Below are 20,649 nucleotides of genomic sequence, written 5' to 3'. Positions count from 1 at the left end.
AGCTTCATAAACTAACATTCTTCCAAAAGGCTTTTTCTAGCTTCTTTTCTCCTAAATATGATGGACTTGAAAGATTATTTTTAGTTGGAAGTGTTTTGTTAAGCAATTGATATAGTTTATTTTGTAAGGTGATTGTTTCAGCTTTTGATAAATCTTTATCATTAATCATTTTTTGCAAAGCCGTCAGAATTGACCAATTGTTTAAACTACTATTGATGATTTTTGAACTCATTATAGTACTTAACAATAATACCTTTTGCTTATTCTGTACCGATAATTTTTGGTTCTCAGCCTTTGTGCTAGCAATGCCTATTACTTCGGCTACCAAACTTTCAATTTGTAGTTGAGAATAGTTTTTTTCAAATGAAAACTTCTCATTAAACTTTGTCAATTCACCCGTTAAACGCTTTTCTTTTTCTTTAATCGGTGGTGGGTCAAAACTCGTCTTTTTTACAAAAGTACGTGCTTTATGTTGTGCCGATTTCAGATATTCTAAGGCCTTCTTTTCAAAAGGAATCGCTTTTTCAGGTTCATACATCCGTAGGTGTAATTCCGACTGCCACATTTGTTCTAAAGCCATTTTTAATAGACTTCTAGTAGACTGCTCATAGAAGGTATTCGCTTCACCATCATCGTGTGAGTGTACGTAATCTGCTAGTAAACCAGCTAATGGGTCTTTATTATCCGTATCTGGTTTATTCCCACCGTGGTCATGTTCTTCATGCTTTTCGCCCGCTTCTTGGTCATGTTCACCTTCATCGTGTGCGTGGCGGAATCCTTTTAATAAATCCCCTCCTGCTTCGTTTTCATTAGGCAAAGCATTGGCAGAGCCAATAGAATTTTCAAATTCTTCCCCTAAGTATTGTCCATAACGTAATCTAAGAGCCTTCTGATCAAAACCAATTTCATTAGAAGTACTATTAAATTCTTTAGCAGGAAGCTTTTTTCTTTTGGCAATTAACTTTTCAGTATCAATAATAATTTGTCGCTGACTTCTGAAATACTCAGGCATGATGTTCATTGCCATCGTTGCCAAATCTGCTTCCTCGACTTGCGTGGTATCTTTGTAAACAATAAAGTAAGTGTCTGATTTTGTATAATTTGGTGTTGGACGTTTATTATCAAAGGCAGCCCAGTAATAATAAAGCTCGTCGCCAGGAGCAAAATTTAAAGCCTTTAAATCAATGTTTTTAATGACATTGGTTTGCTTAAAATTGGCATTGGTAATCGGAATTTTTACTTCTCTGAATTTTACATTTTCCCCAGAACCTCTTGCTAAAGTAGCTACAATAAATGCCTGACTTACCAAGAAATCATCAGAAATCTTGGCTGAAATCTGTACATTCTTAGGGTCTTTTAAATAATGTAATTTGTATAGTTCTTTAGAGGCAGGCTCTATTTTAGGAGCTAAGTCGGGAATGGCTTCCAGACGATAATAGTCGGATTGATAAATCAATGAATCATTCCAATAGGCTTTAAAGGCATATAAGCCCGAGCTTAAGATTTGGTCGGAATGTTCAAGTAATCCTTTATTATTATTAAAAGCAATTTCATCTCCCTGATTATTAACCAGTTTCACAGAAAGGTGTTCAGTATTAGAAAATTGTATTTGCCATTTTAATAACGAACCTACAATGGCAGATGCATTCATGTTCTGACTTTCAACAATACTTAAACCTGTATAAGCAGGTGCTTGAATAATTAGTTTGGCTTTTGTAAAAACAGGAATACTAATTTGTTGAGATGCGTGTGAGGCACTTTGTTTTTCTGCTTCCACACTTTGCGATTGTTTCTTTAGTAAACTCGGCACAAAAGCATAGCAAACCCATGAGAGCATAAAAACTGCAAAATAGGCTATCAGATTTTTCTTAAAAACCCAAGGAGTTTGATAATGGTCTTGTGAAAAAAGGCGTTCTAATTGTAACTGCTGTGCCAAATTAGGACTTTCAATGGCTAATAATTCAAGACTGTATTCTGTATTTTCAATTTTTTGATGAATCAGATGAATAGTTTCTGTGCTTTTGTTTTGAAAAAGTTTTGTGATAAATGCCATTACAAGCAAGACTACTACAAAACCAACTGTTGCTAAAGCCGAAGACTTCAGTAATAATAACAAACAAAAATATGCCGAACCAGCCACCAATAAGCACATCAAACCAGCCATAAAATATAGCTGAATCTTGACTTTTGTGATAATTTGTTTTAGTTGATTCATGAGTTTTTATAAATGGCAATCCACCTTTCTAAAGCTAACAGTAAAATGAAAATCAAGAGCAATGATTTTGGAAACCAATCATTTGATAATGCTTTGAAGTATTTCTGTGCTTTAAATAATGAATTGAGTTGTTGATGACTTAATGCTTTGTACTCGTTTTGTAAACCAAAATGCTGAATAATTTTTTCTCCTAAAAACTCAGGGAGTAAACCATTATAAACTATTTCGGTCTTTTGTGGATTTAGTAAATCAGGAATTAATATCTGATTAGACTGTGACCCTGTTACCTCCCACTTATTAGTATTTGAGAAAAAATACAAGGTATTGTTTGTAAGTACTTTTTTAAGAGGATGGTTGCTAAATACGATGTCGTAAGAAACATTATCTTCTGCTTTTTCACTCAACTGAAATGCCAATTGATAGGTTTGTGATAACGCTGTGAGCGAAGCCTTTATGCTTTGCTTTTCACTATCATCAATGTTTTCAATGAGTACTTTTATCAAACCAGTATGCTTTACTGCTCCATTTGCAATGTTATCAGATGTAGCGGTTAATAATTTATTCGAACCAATGAAGACTTTCTTATTATCTGCTAATGCAAGATAAGGCTTAGCTTGTTGTTGACTTGAATCTGTTAAGCTATGAACAGAAAAAGTATTTGGCACAAAAATATGAGGTAAGTTCGCTAATGCTTCTGAATTAACGAAGTACATATTAATCTGTTCATTATCAATTAATCCACTTAGTTGATTTAAACTATTTTGTATCGTTATTCCATCAATCTTTTCGTTTTTGATAGTTTGGCTGAAATCGGTAATAGGTTCTAAGGTTGGAGAAAACCAATAACATTTTTCTCCTTTTTTTAAAGCCTGTTCCAATTCAAATTTATAGCTATTAACAACTAACGAATTTGCCTGCACCAAATGAACTTTATGAGCTACCTGATGCCTGTTCAATGCATGCAATAATGGTTTGCTTAATAACAAACAGAGTAAAAGCAATAATAAACACCTGAGTATAAGCAAAAAGATATTGTCTAATCGAATGCCTCTAGATTGTTGAAGATTCTTTTCGATTAACCAATTTGTTGCTGCCCAGTATATAACTTTTCCTTTTTTTTGATGCCAAAAGTGAATGATAATTGGCACTGCAATTGCCAATGCTCCCCAAAGCATCAAAGGATTTAATAATTCCATTTTTTTTGCTTTATGCAATAAGCTTTAGGCTTTATGCAAATCAAAGTATATTAAAATTCCTATTCAGAGCTATAAGCTTATAGCCTAAATTACTCTTACCTCCTTTTCAAAGATTCACTGATTACATTAGCAATAGGTTCTTCAAGACTTGTTCTGAGTAAATACACAAAGGGAATTTGTAAAGCCAATGTCAGGTTTTTTAGATAGCTTTCTGCATTTTTCAGTACTTCTGCTTTAATACTTTCAGCTTGCAATTCAACTTCCTTCCCTGTTTCTAAGTCTTTAAAGCGAAAAAAGCCTTTTAAATCAAAATCTATTTCTTGTTTGCCCAATACCTGAAAAACTATTATTTCTCGATGCGGATTGGCTAGATTCTTAATCAAATTCAACCATTCTTCATTGATTTGTAAAAAGTCGGAAACAAAAATGACAACTTCTTTTTGCTTTTGTTGAAAGATGGGAAATTTAGGATTTTCATTAAGCCAATCTCCACTGGCTTCGGCTTTTTCTAAGGCATACAAAATTCTTTGAAAAGACTCTTTTCCTGAACTGACCAATGTTTGTACTTCTCCATTTTGCAAGGCATACAAACTCATCATATCTCCTTGACGATAACCCAGATATGCCAATGAAGCCAACAAGATTTTAGCATATTGTAACCTACTTACGCCATTCTCTGTATAATTCATCGACCCTGATAAATCAATAATAAACCTAAGGTGATAATTACTTTCGGTTGAAGATTCCCTGACTAAATGTTTCTGAGTTCTTGCATATAGTTTCCAATCGATTCGCTTAGGATCGTCGCCAGCTTGATAATGCTTGTATTGTTCAAATTCTATTCCGTAGCCAAAGCGTTTACTATGATGAATCCCCAGCATCAGCTCTTCACTGACCAATTTGCCAGCCAGTTGAAGGTTGTTGAGTTTTATTAATTCGTTAGATAATAATGGCATAATTATTTCAAATTTTTCAATAATTCAGCAATTACATCGTCCGTAGTAATTCCTTCGGCATCGGCTCTGAAATTAAGGGAAACACGATGTCTTAGAATCGGGAATGCAAGGGTGTTGATATCTTCTGGCAAAACAGCAAAACGTTCGTGCAATACGGTCCTAGCTTTGGCGCATAATACTAGGGCTTGTCCAGCTCTTGGTCCTGCTCCCCACTCACACCATTGTTTTACAAAAGCTGAATCAGAATTAGCTGGACGCGTTGACCTTACGAGTTGATTAATTTTTACAATCAGTTCTTCACTAATATGTACCTGACGTGTTAGTTGTTGTAAAGTAATAATATCTTGATCGGTCATGATGGTTTGCAAAGTTTGCTTACCAACGCCCGTAGTACTTTTTAATACTTGCAATTCCTCTGTTTCAGAAGGATAACCCAGTTTGATATATAACAAAAAGCGGTCTAATTGCGCTTCTGGAAGTGGATATGTACCCGCTTGTTCGATAGGGTTTTGCGTAGCGATAATTAAGAAAGGCTTGGGCAAATCATAATTGGTTCCTGCATAAGTTACCTTGTATTCTTGCATGGCTTCGAGTAAAGCCGCTTGTGTTTTTGGTGGCGTACGGTTTATTTCATCCGCCAAAACAATGTTTGCAAAAATGGGTCCTTTATTGAACTTGAAGAATTTCTTACCAGTTTCATGGTCTTCCTCCAAAATTTCTGTTCCTACAATATCACCCGGCATTAAATCAGGTGTAAACTGCACTCTTTTGAATGCCATCTCCAAAGCCTCAGAAATAGTTTTTACCATCAGCGTTTTTGCAAGACCAGGAACACCTTCTAGTAAACAGTGCCCCCCTGCTAAAAGAGAAATCAGGATTTCATCAATCGCTTCTTCTTGCCCAACAATTACTTTAGCAATTTCTTTTTTTAGTAATGGCAATTTAGCCACCAATGTTTTATAATAAGTAAGGTCTTTATTTTCCAATGTCTAAACTGTTAGTGCGTATTGAATGATATTTACTCCAAATTTTGTATTGTCTTCTGCGAGCCACCGTTTATTTCGGAAGTCATAATCCCATTCACATCCATAATCTTTGTTGCTGTACAAAACGCCAATTCTTCCATTAATAATAATAGCTTTTAGGTAGTCATGTACAAGGTCATCTCCCCAACCGTTAAGTTCAAAACTTGTTGTTGGAGGGCCGTCAAAGTGAAAGAAGCAATTGTAAATTGGATGAGTATTCGGAATTTTTTGTAAGGCTTTTTCTCCAAATGTTCTTCCCATTTCTTGTTCAAACGATTTGGCAAAAAGTCCATCAATATCATGGTTACAATCATCCACAAATACAAAACCTCCGTTTTCTACATATTTGCGAAAATTGTCTCGTTCTTTACTAGAGAATTCTACTAATTTATGCCCACTCAGATAGCAAAAAGGACTCTTAAAAAGCTCGTTACTGCTCAACAGGACTACTTTCTCTTTATCATCAATGGGTATGGTTGTATATTCTACCAAAGAATTAAGGATATTTGAAGGCATTCGTTGATCTGTATCCCAATCTCCAGAAGCATATTGAATTCTTGTAAAAATAAATGGTTTCATATTTTTAAATGCTATAAGCTATTGGCTGTAAGCTTTAGGCTATTGAATTTTAAGGAATTAGAAGTGTTTAATTTAAACAATTCAAAACCTAAATTATTCTATAAACCAAAGCTTACTGCCTAAAGCCTACTGCCTAAAGCTTTCTAAACCGCATCCGAAAGTGATGAGAAAGTAAACTCTCTGATTTTCATGGGCGGTACCATGTAATTTTGATTCGATTCTGTACTGACTACACGCTCAGTTTTACCTAACATCTCAAGATTGTTAAGCATGATAATCGGACTTTCGTTGAATCTGAAATTTTTGATAGGATACTTGATTTTTCCATCTTCAATATAAAAAGTACCGTCACGTGTAAGTCCTGTTTGTAATAACGTTTGTGGGTCTACTGAACGTATATACCAAAGCTTAGTAACCAAAATACCTCTTTGTGTACTTTTAATCATTTCTTCTAAGGTAGCCGTTCCTCCTGGCATAATCATATTATTAGGAAAAGGAACAGGTTTTACGCCTTTTTCTTTGGCCCAATATCTTGAATAAGACAGGTTTTTAACCACTCCTTTTTCAATCCACATCAATTTCTCTTGTGGTTGACCATCGCCAGCCCAAGGTGAAGCAGGTAACTCTGGATAGGTAGGGTCTGAGAAAAACGTTACTCTTTCATCTACAATCTTCTCGCCTAGTTTCGTTTTGCCCCCAGGCTTACTGAAAAATGAACGTCCTTCGTCAGCACTACGGGCATCCATATCATAGTAAATGTTTTCCAACAATACAACAGCTGCCGTAGGTTCTAAAATAACGGTATATTTTCCAGGCTCAAGTGCTCTCGCACCTTTTGAACCCACAGATTTTTGCATAGCAATTTTAGTGGCAGCGGTTGTGTCTAACTTATTGACATCGCTATACCCCTTAGCTACATATCCAGAACCAGTACCGTCTTCTGTACGAACCGTCAATGAAAAATTCACATTGGTACTTTTGTAATAAGCAAAAAGTCCTTTTGAATTCATCATGGCAGTATAGCCTTTTTGGTCTTCCAAAAAGCCTGCGGCAACTAGCTTTTGCTCTCTAGATAGTTTCAGACTTTTTGCAACGGCCTCTGCACGCGTATCGGGCGTAACGCTACCTGTTGACTCAAAATACCCTGTTGACTTAATATAAGTTTGTGGTCCTAATAAGCCTACATATTCAGGGTTTTCAGGGGCAAGCTTTGCTAATTCTTCTGCACGTCGTACTACTTTTTCTAAAGAAGCATCATCAAATTCATCAATGGTTGCTACGCCTACTTTTTTCCCATAAGCTGACTGAACAGTCAGGTTTTGGTTAGTCAAAGCGCCACTGGTTGAAACTTCATTTCGAGCATAGCGAAGATTTCCACGGGTTTCTCCTAGCAGATTGACCTCGCATTCATCTGCTTTTGAATAGCTTAAAACCTTTGTTAACAAGGCTTTAGCTTCACTTTCAGTTAATATTATTGACATGTTGATTTCGAGATTAAAGAGTTTGATAAGCTTTAAGCTGTGAGTTATGAGCTTTAAGCTTTTTATTACTCTGATGTTTTATAAAAAACTCAAAGCTGAAGGCTCACTGCTCATAGCTAGATTAAATCTTACGTGCTGTATTAATTACATTTACACCATTAAAACGAGCCGTAGAACTACCATGAGAAACTGCACTTGATTGCGAAGGCTGACCTTTACCATCAAAGAACGAACCGCCCAAACGATAATCACGATCATCACAAACCTTTACGCAAGAATTCCAGAACTCTTGTGTATTAGATTGATAGGCTACATCTTTTAGCATTCCTACAATTTTTCCATCTTTAATCTCATAATACAATTGTCCGCCAAATTGGAAATTATAACGCTGTTGATCAATCGAGAACGAACCATCACCAACAATATAAATCCCTTTCTTAACATCTTTAATCATTTCATCTACTGACAATGCTTCTTTGCCTGGAGCAAGCGAAACATTTGCCATACGCTGAAATTGTACAGACGACCAGCTATCTGCATAGCAACAACCATGAGATTCTTTTTCACCAATAATATGTGCTTGGTCACGAATGGCTTGATAATTTACCAAAGTACCTTCTTTTACTAAATCCCATTGTTTGGTTTTTACTCCTTCGTCGTCCCAACCTACAGCACCTAACGAACCTACTTGAGTTTTATCAGCAAATAGATTTACTTGTTTACTGCCATAATTGAAATTTTTACTTTGCCATTTGTCAAGTGTAGCAAATGAAGTACCTGCAAAATTGGCTTCATAACCCAATACACGGTCAAGCTCTAATGGGTGACCCACAGATTCGTGAATGGTTAACCATAAGTGTGATGGGTCTAATACTAAATCGTATTTACCTGCTTCAACAGACTTGGCAGTAAGTTTTTCTTTAGCTTGTTTTGAGGCTGCGATAACATCCTCTAACATATCATAACCCTTGTTGTAGCGAGTAGTAATGCCTGTTATTTTATCGCTAGGATTGGTTTGTAGGTATTCATAGCCCATTCCCATCGGAGCACTTAATGTTCTACGCGTCTCAAATTTCCCAGACTTAGGGTCGATAGCCGTTACATTAAAGATTGGCCAGATTCTATGAACATCTTGATCTATATACGAGCCATCAGAAGAAGCAAAATACTTTTGCTCATTTACTAAGAAAAGTACTGAGTTTACATAATTAGCACCATTTTTCATGGCGGCATCATTTACTCCTAGTAATAAATCTACTTTTTCTTTGATTGGTACTTCAAAAGCATTTTTTTGAATAGGAGCTTTCCAGCTTACTTCGCCATAGCCATTCTGAGGAGCCAATTGTACAGGCTGGGTCATCAATTTAGCATTTGCCTTAGCGATAGCTACAGCTTCTTCAGCGGCTCTTGCTGTATCAGCTTCTGATTTGGCATCCACTACGGCTGCAAAACCCCAACAACCATTGGCAATTACTCTCACGCCTACGCCATAAGATTCTGTGTTGACAATGTTTTGAACTTTGTCTTCACGCGTTACAACATATTGATTGAGATAACGCCCAATTCTTACATCTGTGTAAGTTGCTCCTTTAGCTTTAGCGGCATTGAGTGCAGCATCAGCTAATCTTTTTTTGACTGCTACATCTACGTAGCCATCCATAAGAGCCTCAGCGGAAACAGGCCTTCCTACGATTGGAATATTGGGAAGCATCAATGCTCCCATTCCCAAGCCTGACATTTGAATAAAATCTCTTCTTTTCAAAGCTTTTTAGTTTTTTTAGTTGAATAGATAGAGGAAAAGTGCTTAAGAAACAGATAAGAATTTTTACTTATAGATGCTTTTGGATATTACCAAAATATCAATAAATAATTCCTCAAACCTGTTCGATAGGTTTTTCCAAATACCTAAATATATTGTTTTTGATGAAGATATAAATACTTTGAAAAGTATGATTTTGATGAATGGTTAAATATAGAAGGTGAATGGCTGACTATTCAGACCATCCACCTTCTATTAACTATACTGCATCAGATAAACTACTGAAGGTAAAGTCTCTTATTTTTAATGGAGGAACCAAACTACCTCCTATGCGCATCGGAGCACCCATTGCTTCTAAATTATTAAGCATAATTACGGGGCTTTCGTTGAAACGGAAATTTTTGATTGGATACTTAATTTTTCCTTTCTCTATATAAAAAGTACCGTCACGTGTAAGTCCTGTATACAATAATGTTTGAGGGTCAACGGCACGGATATACCAGAAACGAGTAACCAAAATGCCTTTTTCAGTACCTTTAATCAAGTCAGCTAGTGATTCTGAACCGCCAGCCATGATAAATCCTGATGGTGGTGGTGTAGCTTTCACTCCTTTTTTCTCTGCCCAGAATCTTGAATAGGTTAGGTTTTTAACCACGCCGTTTTCTATCCAATAGATTTTTTCTTGTGGACGACCATCACCCGAAAACCCTGCTTTAGGAATTTCAATATTAGCTGGGTCTGAAAAAATACTTACTCTTTCGTCAAACAACTTTTCACCTAAACGAATACCACCGCCTTTTTTACTCAAGAAACTTCTTCCTTCGTCTGCACTTCTGGCATCTAAGCTTCGCATCATATTTTGCAATAAATCAATCGATGCCGCAGGTTCAAGGATTACAGTATATTTTCCCGGTTCTAATGCCTTTGCTGAACTTGAAGCCAAAGCTTTTTGCATCGCTACTTCAGTAGCCGACTTTGTATTCAACTTTGAAGCATCGTTGAAATCACGAATAGCATAGCCAGAACCTAAACCATCTGCTGTTCGAACTGTAATTGAAAAGTCGATGGAAGTAGATTTGTTATAACCAAATAGCCCTTTGCTATTTCCAATGGCATTGAAGCCCGAAGAATCTTCTAAATACCCTGCCGCTGTCAAATTCTTTTTAGAACATGGGTCAATACTTTCAAAAGCAGCTTTTGCACGATAGTCAGGATCAATACTCGCTGTACTTTGTGAAAACGTACCAGATTCTATGTATTTCTGTGGCCCGAGCATCGGTACATATTCAGGGTTTTCTGGTGCCAATTTGGCTATTTCCTCTGCTCTTCTAACAGTTTTTTCTAATGATTTATCATCAAATTCATTGATGGTTGCTGTACCAGCACGTTTGCCAAATACTGCTGTTACTGCCAAAGAGAGGTCTAATGACTCCCCACTTGTAGAAACAGAATTTCGAGCATAACGAATATTTCCTGTGCGACTTCCACTTAGTGCCACACTCATTTCATCAGCTTTTGAAAATGCTAAAACTTTGTCTATTATCTTTTTAGCTTCTTCTTTTGTTAATATAATTGACATTTTTTTTCGAGATTAAGTTGAAAGCTGTAAGCTTCGAGCAATGAGCTTTGAGTTGTTAAAATCTCATAGCTGATAACTTATGGCTCATAGCTGAGCTATATTTTACGTCCTGTGTTAATCACATTTACACCGTTGAAACGAGTCGTGGCACTTCCATGCGAAACAGCACTTACTTGCGAAGGCTGTCCTTTCCCGTCAAAGAACGAACCGAATGTACGATAATCGTCTTTATCACAAATCTGTGCGCAAGAATTCCAGAATTCCTGTGTATTTGATTGATAAGCTACGTCATCTAACATTCCTACAATCTCTCCGTTTTTGATTTCATAGAATAACTGACCCCCAAATTGGAAGTTATAACGTTGCTGGTCGATAGAATATGAACCACGACCAATGATATAAATACCTTTTTCAACGCCCTTAATCATGTCAAAAACACTCAACTTTTCTTTACCAGGACGTAAAGACACATTTGGCATTCTTTGGAATTGTACTGAGTTCCAGTTGTCGGCATAACAACATCCATGCGATGCATTTTCTCCTAGAATATTTACTTGGTCACGTATAGCTTGGTAGTTTACCAAAATCCCATCTTTAATCAAATCCCATTCTTTACAAGGTACGCCTTCGTCATCATACCCTACTGTACCTAACGTATAGGGCTGTGTCTTGTCAGCTACAATATTTACTTGTTTGCTACCATAGTTGAAAGCCTTCGTTTTCCATTTATCTAATGTTGCAAAGCTAGTTCCTGCATAATTGGCTTCGTAGCCCAATACACGGTCAAGCTCCGTTGGGTGACCAACCGACTCGTGAATAGTCAAGCCTAAGTGGTTAGGGTCAAGTACTAAATCATACTTACCAGCCAATACCGATTTAGCTGTCATTTTTTCCTTAGCCTGCTTAGCTGCCATGATAGCATCTTCTACCATGTCGTAAGAATTGCGATAACCTACTAAGCCGTTTGGTGCAGCGATTTTTTCGCTTGCTAAGCCGTCTAAATATTCATAACCCATGCCCATTGGAGAACTAATGGCATCACGTGTTTTGAATTTGCCAGCCGCTTTATCAACCGCAGTTACCGTGAAAGTAGGCCAGATGCGGTGTACATCTTGGTCAATATAAGAACCATCTGAAGATGCAAAATATTTTTGCTCGTTCACTAAAAACAGGTTGGAAGTAACAAACCCTGCACCATTTTTCAGGGCTTCGCTGTTTACTTTCATCAACAAATCTATTTTTTCTTGAACAGGTACTTCAAATGCATTTTTCTGGATAGGAGTTTTCCATGAAACCTCACCAACACCTTTTTGTGGAGCAAGAATTACAGGCTCTTTTTGGATTTTAGCATTCGCTTTAGCAATAGCTACCGCAGTTTCTGCACATTTGGCTATACCTTCAGGTGTAACATCACTTGTTGCGGCAAAACCCCAAGTTCCGTTAGCAATTACACGGATACCCACGCCATACGATTCAGCATTAACAATGTTTTGAACTTTGTTTTCGCGGGTAAACAAGAATTGTTGTAAATATCTACCGATTCGAACGTCGGTATAAGTAGCACCACGAGATTTGGTAGCATTCAAAGCGATGTCTGCCATTCTTTTTTTAAAGGCTACATCTGCAGCAGGTTCTAGCAAACGTTCTGCTGTAACCATATTTCCCAAAACAGGAACGGACGAGCCCATCATGGCACCTAAGCCCATACCAGATAATTGGATAAAATCCCTTCTATTCATATTGGGGTTTGTTGATTGAAGTTAAAATTAAATGAGGTAAAAATCGTGACAAAATAGACTGTTTAACCCTATCCTAAAAAATGGATTAAAACAGCATAATCTAAAAATAGTAAATAAAAACGCAAAAACCATCTCCTTATTCGACAAAAAGCACAAGTTTATCGACATCTGTTAGAGTTTTTTGAAATTATAAAGAAAAGTGTACGATTTTATCCTATTAGATAAGAAAGAAAGGAAAGAATAAAACTATGTAGTGATAGCCTTCTTTCAATAATAAAAGACGTTTATAGTGAAGTAAAAAAGCAATGAGAAGAAACGAAAAGGATACATATCCACAAACGGTTGCGTTGAAATCAGAGCAATAAATAGATAAAGCAAAAAAAGTAATCCAGCCTAGTATAAGTACCCTGATGATGTATCCTTTAAATTCTAAGATTGCAATTGTACCAATTAATATTATAGCACCAAAAAGCATAAATTTAATTTTGGCAATAAAGGTTGTATCATAATAATACATATTACTGCCAAAATAGATTGAAGTTGACAGGCATACAAAAGCAAGGATTATATAAATACTTCTTAAAAAGCCCATTTTTTTCTTAAAAGAAAAGTCGAAATATAAGCAAATAATAAAAGCACTAAAACTAGCAATACATGGAAACCAGTTTTGTGGTAACCCTGTGTCGCTTCTTCCAGAAATAGTCCATGGAAAGTGATATACTACCTGCATAAGTATACCTAATGCTATTAAAGTAAAAACTTGATACCCAAGAAAATGCTTACTTAGAGCAAACTCCATTTTTATAAACATTTGCCCCACTGATGAAACTGTTCTCTTTTTAAGTAAGTAAACTATGAATGAAACAAATAAAAAAAATGAAGCAAATATTTCAGATCCCTCTTCGATTAATAAGAATAGCATTGGGCGTTTCCAAGTAGCAGGGTTTGGTGCGTTTTGCCATGATGACATTTCATATTGCTCTTGTAATGGATTACTCAACAGTAAAATCACACCAATAAAGCTTAACGATAATACTATTTTATAGCGCCTGAATTTCACAAAAAAGAATAACAACATTATTAAACCTATAATGGCTATAAAAGCATAAAACAGATACCAGCCTGTACTTATTCCATCTCCTAATTTTTTAAGCAGTGCGGTTTCACCTATTACTTCATGAAATGAACCCATCTCATCAAAAGATAATGTGAAAAATATAGCAGAAATAATAATCCAGAGGCTATTGAAAACCTTATTTGCCAATGTTTCAGAGTGTTGGTTATCAATTAAGAAACATAAGAATGCAATTATGGCTATTGAGAAATACAGCATTGAAGCATACCATGATGCTACGATGTTCTCATTAGTAAGATCTAAAAGAACAATTATAAGCTGTACAGAAAACTTGGCACTTTCAATAAAAGTTTGTTTACTCAGCCAAGTTCCGAATAGAAAAAAAAGATTACAACAGAATACACCCAAACATATCCGATAAACATTTTGTACAGAAATCTTCACAGAAAAAATTCCTGTTTGCTCTTTCGGTAAATTCATTATCATACAATTATTAATGTTATAATGCTTTATAATTCAGTTAGGTATAAGCATTTAACAATACATTTTCTTCCTTAAGGACACAAACGCTAGTTTAAAATCATACTAAAATAAATAATCATTTAACATTTTCCTATTATTTGTTTTATACAATAGTTGCTAACCACTATCGACTTCACTTAAAAACATCTTATTTCTCTTTTGTTTTGCTAGATGCTCGCCATAAGCAAGAAATACATATTTTAAATAAAAAATTTGCAAAATTAAAAACAACAAACCATATTTGCCTATAGAAATTATAGACTAATAGTTTTACTTGTTAGCCACCAACAAGTAAAAGAGTCAATACAGTTTTAAAAAAATAATTATGAACACAAATAATTTATACATTTTTCTAAAATGTAGGGAAAGTTTCCGTACAGTGGCAAGCTCCATTTTTTCAAATCAAAATTGTTGCTGTTGTAGCTAATAACAATAGCCTATCTCCTCATTTCTGGACTATCATTTATTCCATAACATTATGGATTACATCTTGCATGTTCTATAATACACAAAGTATTAATTTAAAAATTTTATATAACTTAATCCATAGTTTAAATAGAATTATCCATTTCATGAAAATTAAATACATATTCTTATTTACTCTTTTGTCGCTGGGAATGGCATCTTTTGCACAAAAGAAAAAAAGCTCAACGCCTCCCAATATTATTTTAGTAATGGTAGATGACATGGGTTACTCAGACTTAGGTACTTATGGTTCAGAAATCAATACTCCTAATATTGACAAACTAGCTTTTGAAGGTATCAGGCTGAAAGAATTTTATAATAACTCTATTTGCGCTCCTACGCGTGCCTCATTAATTACGGGTCAATATCCCCATAAGGCGGGTGTAGGATATTTTAATGTCAATTTGGGTTTGCCCGCTTATCAAGGCTTTTTAAATAAAGAATCTTTGACTTTTGGCGAAGTACTTAAAACAGCAGGATACAACACTTTCCTTTCTGGTAAATGGCATGTAGGCAACGATAGTTTGTATTGGCCAAATCAGAGAGGGTTTGATAAATTCTATGGCTTCATCGGTGGCGCTAGTAATTTTTATGCCGATGCAAAAGATGCGCCAGTGGAATTGGTAGAAAACAATAAAAGAATTAACCTAAAAGAGGGAGAATATCTAACAAATACTATTACAGATAAAGCACTGTCATTTATTGAAGAACAAAACAAGAGTTCAAAACCATTTTTCTTGTACTTAGCTTTCAATGCTCCACACTGGCCTTTACAAGCTTTACCAGAAGACATTGCCAAATATCGTGGTAAATATAAACTAGGGTGGGATTCTCTAAAAGTCATTCGTCATGCTAAACAAGTACAATTAGGATTGGTAGACCCTAAACAACCTATTGCTACACGCGATGAAGAAGTGCCTAGTTGGGATGCTTTTACTTATGATGAGCAACAATTGTGGCAAAAGAAAATGGAAGTATATGCTGCCATGCTCGACCGTGTTGATCAAAACGTAGGAAGAGTATTAGCCAAATTAAAGGAGCTTAAAAAGGATGAAAATACATTAATCGTTTTCATTTCCGACAATGGTGCTCAAGGTGGGTATTCACCTTTAGGCAGAAAACGTGCTAGAAATTCTGGTCCTATTGGGTCCTCAGGTTCTTATGAATACCAAGACCAAAGTTGGGCTTCATTGTCTAATACGCCATTTCGCTCTTATAAAAACAATTTCCATGAAGGAGGCATCAGCTCGCCATTTATAGCTTGGTTCCCTAAAAAAATTAAAGCCGGGGGTATCGCTCGTGGAACAGGACATTTAATTGACTTAGCACCTACTTTTTATGATGTAGCAGGTGCAAAATATCCAGAAAATTATAATGGTTTAAAAACCAATGCTTTAGCAGGTGTCAGCTTGAAAAAATTATTATTTGAAGGTACTGAAGTGAATCGTGAACAGCCCATCTTCTGGGAACGTGGTGGTAACAGAGCCGTAAGAAAGGGAAAATGGAAATTAGTATCTACCTATCCAGAAAAAAGATGGGAACTCTATGATTTGGATATAGACCGTGGTGAAACAGTAGATTTGTCAGCCAAGAATCCAGAGATAGTAAAAGCACTAATCGCTGACTATGAAGCATGGACAAAGAAAAATAATGTAGAAAATTATGATAAAATAAAACCTGCGGTTCAAATCGGAAATGGAACGAGGTTTTAAGGAGCTGTGAGAATCGAGCTTTGAGTGTTTTAAGAAATATTATTTAAAAGAAGACCATTTGTTAGCATAATCATTATTATGAAAAATAAAGCATTTACTTGGATGGGGATTTTATTTGCCTTAGGCCTATCTACTCAATATACTTTTGCCCAAAACAAAAAGCCAAATATCATTTTAGTCATGGTAGACGATATGGGTTATTCTGACCTTGGTGCGTATGGTTCAGAAATCAATACGCCTAATATCGACAAGCTGGCTTTTGAAGGCATCAGGTTTAAAGAATTTTACAATAATTCAATCTGTGCTCCTACACGTGCGTCATTGATTACGGGGCAATATCCTCATAAAGCTGGAGTTGGTTATTTTGATATTGATTTGGGTTCGCCTCCATACCAAGGTTTTTTGAATAAAGAGTCATTAACTTTCGGCGAAGTACTTAAAACAGCGGGCTATAATACTTATCTTTCTGGAAAATGGCATGTAGGAAAAGATAAATCTGTATGGCCTACTCAAAGAGGCTTTGATCAATTTTATGGTATTTTAGGGGGTGGTGCTAATTATTTTGATGCTGAAGATATTCCACTTGGACGTCCATATCCTGTTAGCTTGATTGAAAATAATCAACAGATTCATCCAAAACCAAACTCATATTATTTTACGGATGAAGTAACGAATCATGCTATAAAATTCATTAGCGAACCAGCTAATCAAGAAAAGCCTTTCTTTTTATACTTAGCTTATACGGCACCACATTGGCCATTACAAGCTTTGCCAGAAGATATTGCTAAGTATAAAGGCAAATACGATTTGGGTTGGGATGCTCTCAGAAAGAATCGTTTGGCTAAATTAAAATCATTAGGCATTCTGGACGAAAAACAAACCATTGCAGAAAAAGATGCAGAGATTCCTGAATGGGATAATTTAACCTATGATGAAAAAGAACTTTGGAAAGCTAAAATGGAAGTGTATGCTGCCATGTTGGATAGAGTTGACCAAGGCATCGGGAAGTTAATAGCAAGCCTAAAGGCACTGAAACAAGATGAAAACACCTTAATTGTTTTTATTTCTGACAACGGTGCTCCTGCGGAAGATGTAGCACATTTGGGGAATAAAGTAGGGAAAAATGCTGGTCCAGTAGGGACTTCTGGCTCATTTGAATCGCAAGGTAAAAACTGGTCATTCTTATCAAATTCACCTTTTCGTTCATTCAAATCTTTTGCTTTCGAAGGTGGTATCAGCTCGCCATTTATCGCATGGTTTCCAAAGAAAATAAAATCGGGGACTATCAGTAAAGGCACGGCACATTTAATTGATTTAGCACCTACTTTTTATGAATTGGCAGAAGCAAAATATCCTGAAACATTTAATGGCGTAAAAACCAATCAATTACCGGGCAAAAGTTTGACAGGGTTGCTTTTTGACAACAAGGAAATACAACGCGAAGAAGGTATTTTCTGGGAAAGAGCAGGCAATAGAGCCGTAAGAAAAGGCAAATGGAAATTAGTTTCTATCTATCCTTCTTATCAATGGCAGTTGTTTGATTTAGATAAAGATAGAGGTGAAACACAGAATGTAGCAGCCAAAAATCCATTGATAGTAGATGCGCTTTCTAATGACTATTTCAAATGGGCTGCCGCAAATGGTGTAGTAGATTATGATACTATTAAACCAAGTGCTCCGCTTTTACCAGTTAGAAAAAGCAAATAATAAATCAAGCTGTGAGTTTTGAGTGTGAAATTTAAAAGTATTTTTGTAAAGTAATCTCAAAGCTTAATGCTAAAAAGCTACTATTCAACATGAGAAAAATAATTTATACCGCTTTAGGAGTTAGTGGTTTTGCTTGGTTAATGCTCCAAGGCAATGCCCAGACTGTTCAACAAAAACCTTCTGCTGGAGATAAAATTGCCGTTTGCAAAGTAAAAAGTCCAACATTTGTTAAAAATAAGTTTGCTTCTGATAAAACCAATGTCTCGGCAGGCAAAGCATTAAGCTATCAAAACATGGTAGAAATTCCGGGTGGAACATTTACGATGGGTACTGATGAATATCCAGATGCTCAACCTAAACATACGGTAACTGTAAAAGGATTTTTAATGGATGAGCATGAAGTAACCAATGCTGAATTTGCTCGATTTGTAAAAGCAACTGGCTATAAAACTGTAGCGGAACGTCCTTTAGACCCAGCAGATTATCCAGGAGTACCGATTGATAAATTGGTGGCAGGCTCAGCCGTTTTTACCCCTCCCACTGAAAATGTAGGATTGGATAATCACCTTCAATGGTGGGATTATGTGGCAGGTGCTAACTGGCAACATCCCAAAGGACCTACTAGCAATATAAAAGGACATGAAAATGAACCAGTTGTACAGGTTTGTTATGAAGATGCACTAGCTTATGCCAAATGGGCAGGTAAGCGATTACCCACTGAAGCTGAATGGGAGTTTGCTGCACGAGGGGGGAAAACTGCTACTAAATATTATTGGGGAAATGTATTAAAGCCTAATAATAAATGGTTTGCTAATATTTTTCAAGGGAATTTCCCGAGTGGTAATACCTTGGAAGATGGTTTCAATGATGTAGCACCCGTAAAATCTTTCCCAAAGAATCCTTATGGATTATATGACATGGATGGAAACGTTTGGGAGTGGTGTAGCGATTTGTATAGACCAAATTATTACAAAAATAGTCCGAAAGTTAATCCTAAAGGACCAAGTTCAAGCTATGACCCCGAAGAGCCCAACGTAGTAAAGCACGTGCAAAGAGGTGGCTCGTTCTTATGCAGTGACCAGTATTGCATACGCTATATAGCAGGAAGTAGAGGCAAAGGAGAAACGAGCAGTGCTAGTAATAATTTAGGATTTAGATGTGTAAAAGATAAAAATTAGTAATCATTGAAATATTGGAAATAATATTTGTACTTTTTGGATATTATTTTTCCATTGTGTTGATTATCAGTAAATTAATTTTTTTAGACCGAATATTTTTTTGAAAATATTTGGTTTTCTAAAAACATTAAACCATCTTTGTCTATCGAAATTATAGACTTATAATTTCATCGCAATTATCTTGTTAGCCACCAACAATGTATGATTGTCTAATTTACCGTAACTTTTAATTAAGCGTTAGTCAAATGGAATGCTCAAAAAATAATGGTCACGACTTCACACTCAAGGTGGTTCAATCTCTTGCTTCCTTTTCTTGCTGTTGCTGTTGTTGATAGCCAAACATCAAATTATTTTCTTAAATAAGATTCAAAATACTTGATATGCTTTATGGTCAGAGCTTCTAGGTATTTGTATGCTTATTCCTTACAATTATTTACATGTAACGTAAACAAATCAAAAAATGAAAGCAAAATTAACAGGTCTTTTTCTTTTACTTGGCGCACTTACAGCCCAAGCCCAAGACAATAATAATAAAGTAAGTTTAGGCGGAACACGCTTTACCTATCCCCTTATTGAAAAATGGATTACTGAGTATAAAAAAATATATCCTAAAGCGGATGTACAATTAGCAAAAAATGTTGGTGAATCTGTTACCATTCAGATCATCGCATACCATGCTGAGCCAACTGCGTTTGGTGATGACAAAGAAATTACACCAGTAAGCAGATTTGCCTTATTACCCGTTGGTAATGAAAAGACTCCTTTAGCTCAGACATTAGTAAAGAAAGGTGTAAAGAAAGAAGAATTGAAAAAATACTTCTTAGAAGATCCTGAAGATGCACTTGAACAAGACAAAGACGCACCGAAATACCAAGTATATACGCGTGCTAGCAAAGTTTGCTCTTCTATCTCTTTTGCTAGTTACTTAGGAGATGATGCTGAAAACATTGTAGGCAAAGGAATTACGGGAGATGACAAAAATCTATTAGAAGCTATCAAACGTGACCCACTAGGCATTACGTATAATAACCTAGGTTACTTATATAATTTACAAACAAGACAGCCTTTGAAAGACTTTACTATCTTCCCGATTGATTTAAACAACAACGGGAAATTAGATAAAGAAGAACAAATTTATGGCAACCTAGATTTACTTATTTCTTTCTTAGAAAAAAACCCTACTAGCAAAGCTATTCCTACAGAAAACGTGTATTTTATCACCCATAAAAATGCTGAAAATGGAGAATTGAAGCGTTTTGTGAACTGGACAAAACACGAAGGACAAGCTTATGTGAAAGAATTAGGCTTTGTAGGCTTGAATGATGCAAATGATAATAAAAGTGCTTTTGTAGAATCAAACAATTCATTTAAAAGCAAAAACTAGCCTTTTCTTTGTCTTACTTCTTTTCATATCGCTACATCAGCCTCAAACAGGCTGATGTAGTTGAACCTAACTTATAC

14 protein-coding genes are annotated in these 20,649 nt (G+C 35.8%); 4 read left to right on the top strand and 10 right to left on the bottom strand.

What is annotated here, in order from left to right; translation table 11 throughout:
- Positions 1 to 4: 4 nt before the first annotated feature.
- The 10 genes from VB264_RS14860 to VB264_RS14815 all read right to left on the bottom strand — a co-directional run bounded on the left by VB264_RS14860 (position 5) and on the right by VB264_RS14815 (position 14,084).
- On the bottom strand, positions 5 to 2,215 hold the full coding sequence (locus tag VB264_RS14860; RefSeq protein ID WP_323250587.1) for a hypothetical protein: 2,211 nt from the start codon (positions 2,213 to 2,215) through the stop codon (positions 5 to 7).
- Entirely contained in the window at positions 2,212 to 3,411 is a 1,200-nt protein-coding gene (locus tag VB264_RS14855) for a BatA domain-containing protein (protein WP_323250586.1), read from the bottom strand. The genes VB264_RS14860 and VB264_RS14855 overlap by 4 nt, the downstream gene beginning before the upstream one ends.
- A 95-nt stretch (positions 3,412 to 3,506) precedes the next feature.
- Complete coding sequence (locus VB264_RS14850; protein ID WP_323250585.1) at positions 3,507 to 4,367, bottom strand: DUF58 domain-containing protein; 861 nt, start codon at positions 4,365 to 4,367, stop codon at positions 3,507 to 3,509.
- Positions 4,368 to 4,369: 2 nt separating this feature from the next.
- Positions 4,370 to 5,353: an AAA family ATPase gene (locus tag VB264_RS14845; RefSeq protein ID WP_323250584.1), complete on the bottom strand. Its 984-nt coding sequence runs from the start codon at positions 5,351 to 5,353 to the stop codon at positions 4,370 to 4,372.
- Between the two features lie 3 nt (positions 5,354 to 5,356).
- Positions 5,357 to 5,971, bottom strand: a complete 615-nt coding sequence (locus VB264_RS14840; RefSeq protein ID WP_309917422.1) for a DUF4159 domain-containing protein — start codon at positions 5,969 to 5,971, stop codon at positions 5,357 to 5,359.
- A 143-nt stretch (positions 5,972 to 6,114) separates the two neighbouring features.
- The gene (locus VB264_RS14835; protein ID WP_323250583.1) at positions 6,115 to 7,452 is read right to left on the bottom strand and encodes a TldD/PmbA family protein; all 1,338 of its coding nucleotides are present in this window, start codon (positions 7,450 to 7,452) and stop codon (positions 6,115 to 6,117) included.
- A 121-nt stretch (positions 7,453 to 7,573) separates the two neighbouring features.
- Positions 7,574 to 9,214, bottom strand: coding sequence for a TldD/PmbA family protein (locus tag VB264_RS14830; RefSeq protein WP_323250582.1), 1,641 nt, complete (start codon positions 9,212 to 9,214; stop codon positions 7,574 to 7,576).
- A 256-nt stretch (positions 9,215 to 9,470) separates the two neighbouring features.
- A complete protein-coding gene (locus VB264_RS14825) occupies positions 9,471 to 10,790 on the bottom strand; it encodes a TldD/PmbA family protein (RefSeq protein ID WP_323250581.1) in 1,320 nt (439 codons plus the stop codon).
- Positions 10,791 to 10,885: 95 nt separating this feature from the next.
- Complete coding sequence (locus VB264_RS14820) at positions 10,886 to 12,529, bottom strand: TldD/PmbA family protein (RefSeq protein WP_323250580.1); 1,644 nt, start codon at positions 12,527 to 12,529, stop codon at positions 10,886 to 10,888.
- 217 nt (positions 12,530 to 12,746) lie between these two features.
- On the bottom strand, positions 12,747 to 14,084 hold the full coding sequence (locus tag VB264_RS14815; protein WP_323250579.1) for a hypothetical protein: 1,338 nt from the start codon (positions 14,082 to 14,084) through the stop codon (positions 12,747 to 12,749).
- 614 nt (positions 14,085 to 14,698) lie between these two features.
- Between VB264_RS14815 and VB264_RS14810 the strand changes: the two genes are divergently transcribed.
- From VB264_RS14810 to VB264_RS14795, 4 genes are all read left to right on the top strand, one after another.
- Positions 14,699 to 16,303 (top strand): arylsulfatase, encoded by a 1,605-nt coding sequence (locus tag VB264_RS14810; protein ID WP_323250578.1) that lies wholly within the window; start codon positions 14,699 to 14,701, stop codon positions 16,301 to 16,303.
- A gap of 78 nt (positions 16,304 to 16,381) precedes the next feature.
- On the top strand, positions 16,382 to 18,010 hold the full coding sequence (locus VB264_RS14805) for an arylsulfatase (protein ID WP_323250577.1): 1,629 nt from the start codon (positions 16,382 to 16,384) through the stop codon (positions 18,008 to 18,010).
- A gap of 293 nt (positions 18,011 to 18,303) precedes the next feature.
- Positions 18,304 to 19,188, top strand: coding sequence for a formylglycine-generating enzyme family protein (locus VB264_RS14800; protein ID WP_407654657.1), 885 nt, complete (start codon positions 18,304 to 18,306; stop codon positions 19,186 to 19,188).
- Between the two features lie 460 nt (positions 19,189 to 19,648).
- Positions 19,649 to 20,572, top strand: a complete 924-nt coding sequence (locus tag VB264_RS14795) for a hypothetical protein (protein ID WP_323250575.1) — start codon at positions 19,649 to 19,651, stop codon at positions 20,570 to 20,572.
- The last annotated feature ends 77 nt before the right edge of the window (positions 20,573 to 20,649 follow it).

This window comes from Arcicella aquatica (assembly GCF_034928825.1).
Classification (GTDB): domain Bacteria; phylum Bacteroidota; class Bacteroidia; order Cytophagales; family Spirosomataceae; genus Arcicella; species Arcicella aquatica.
The sequence above is the reverse complement of the archived record's forward strand: the minus strand, read 5'-3'. Positions and strand labels throughout refer to the sequence as shown.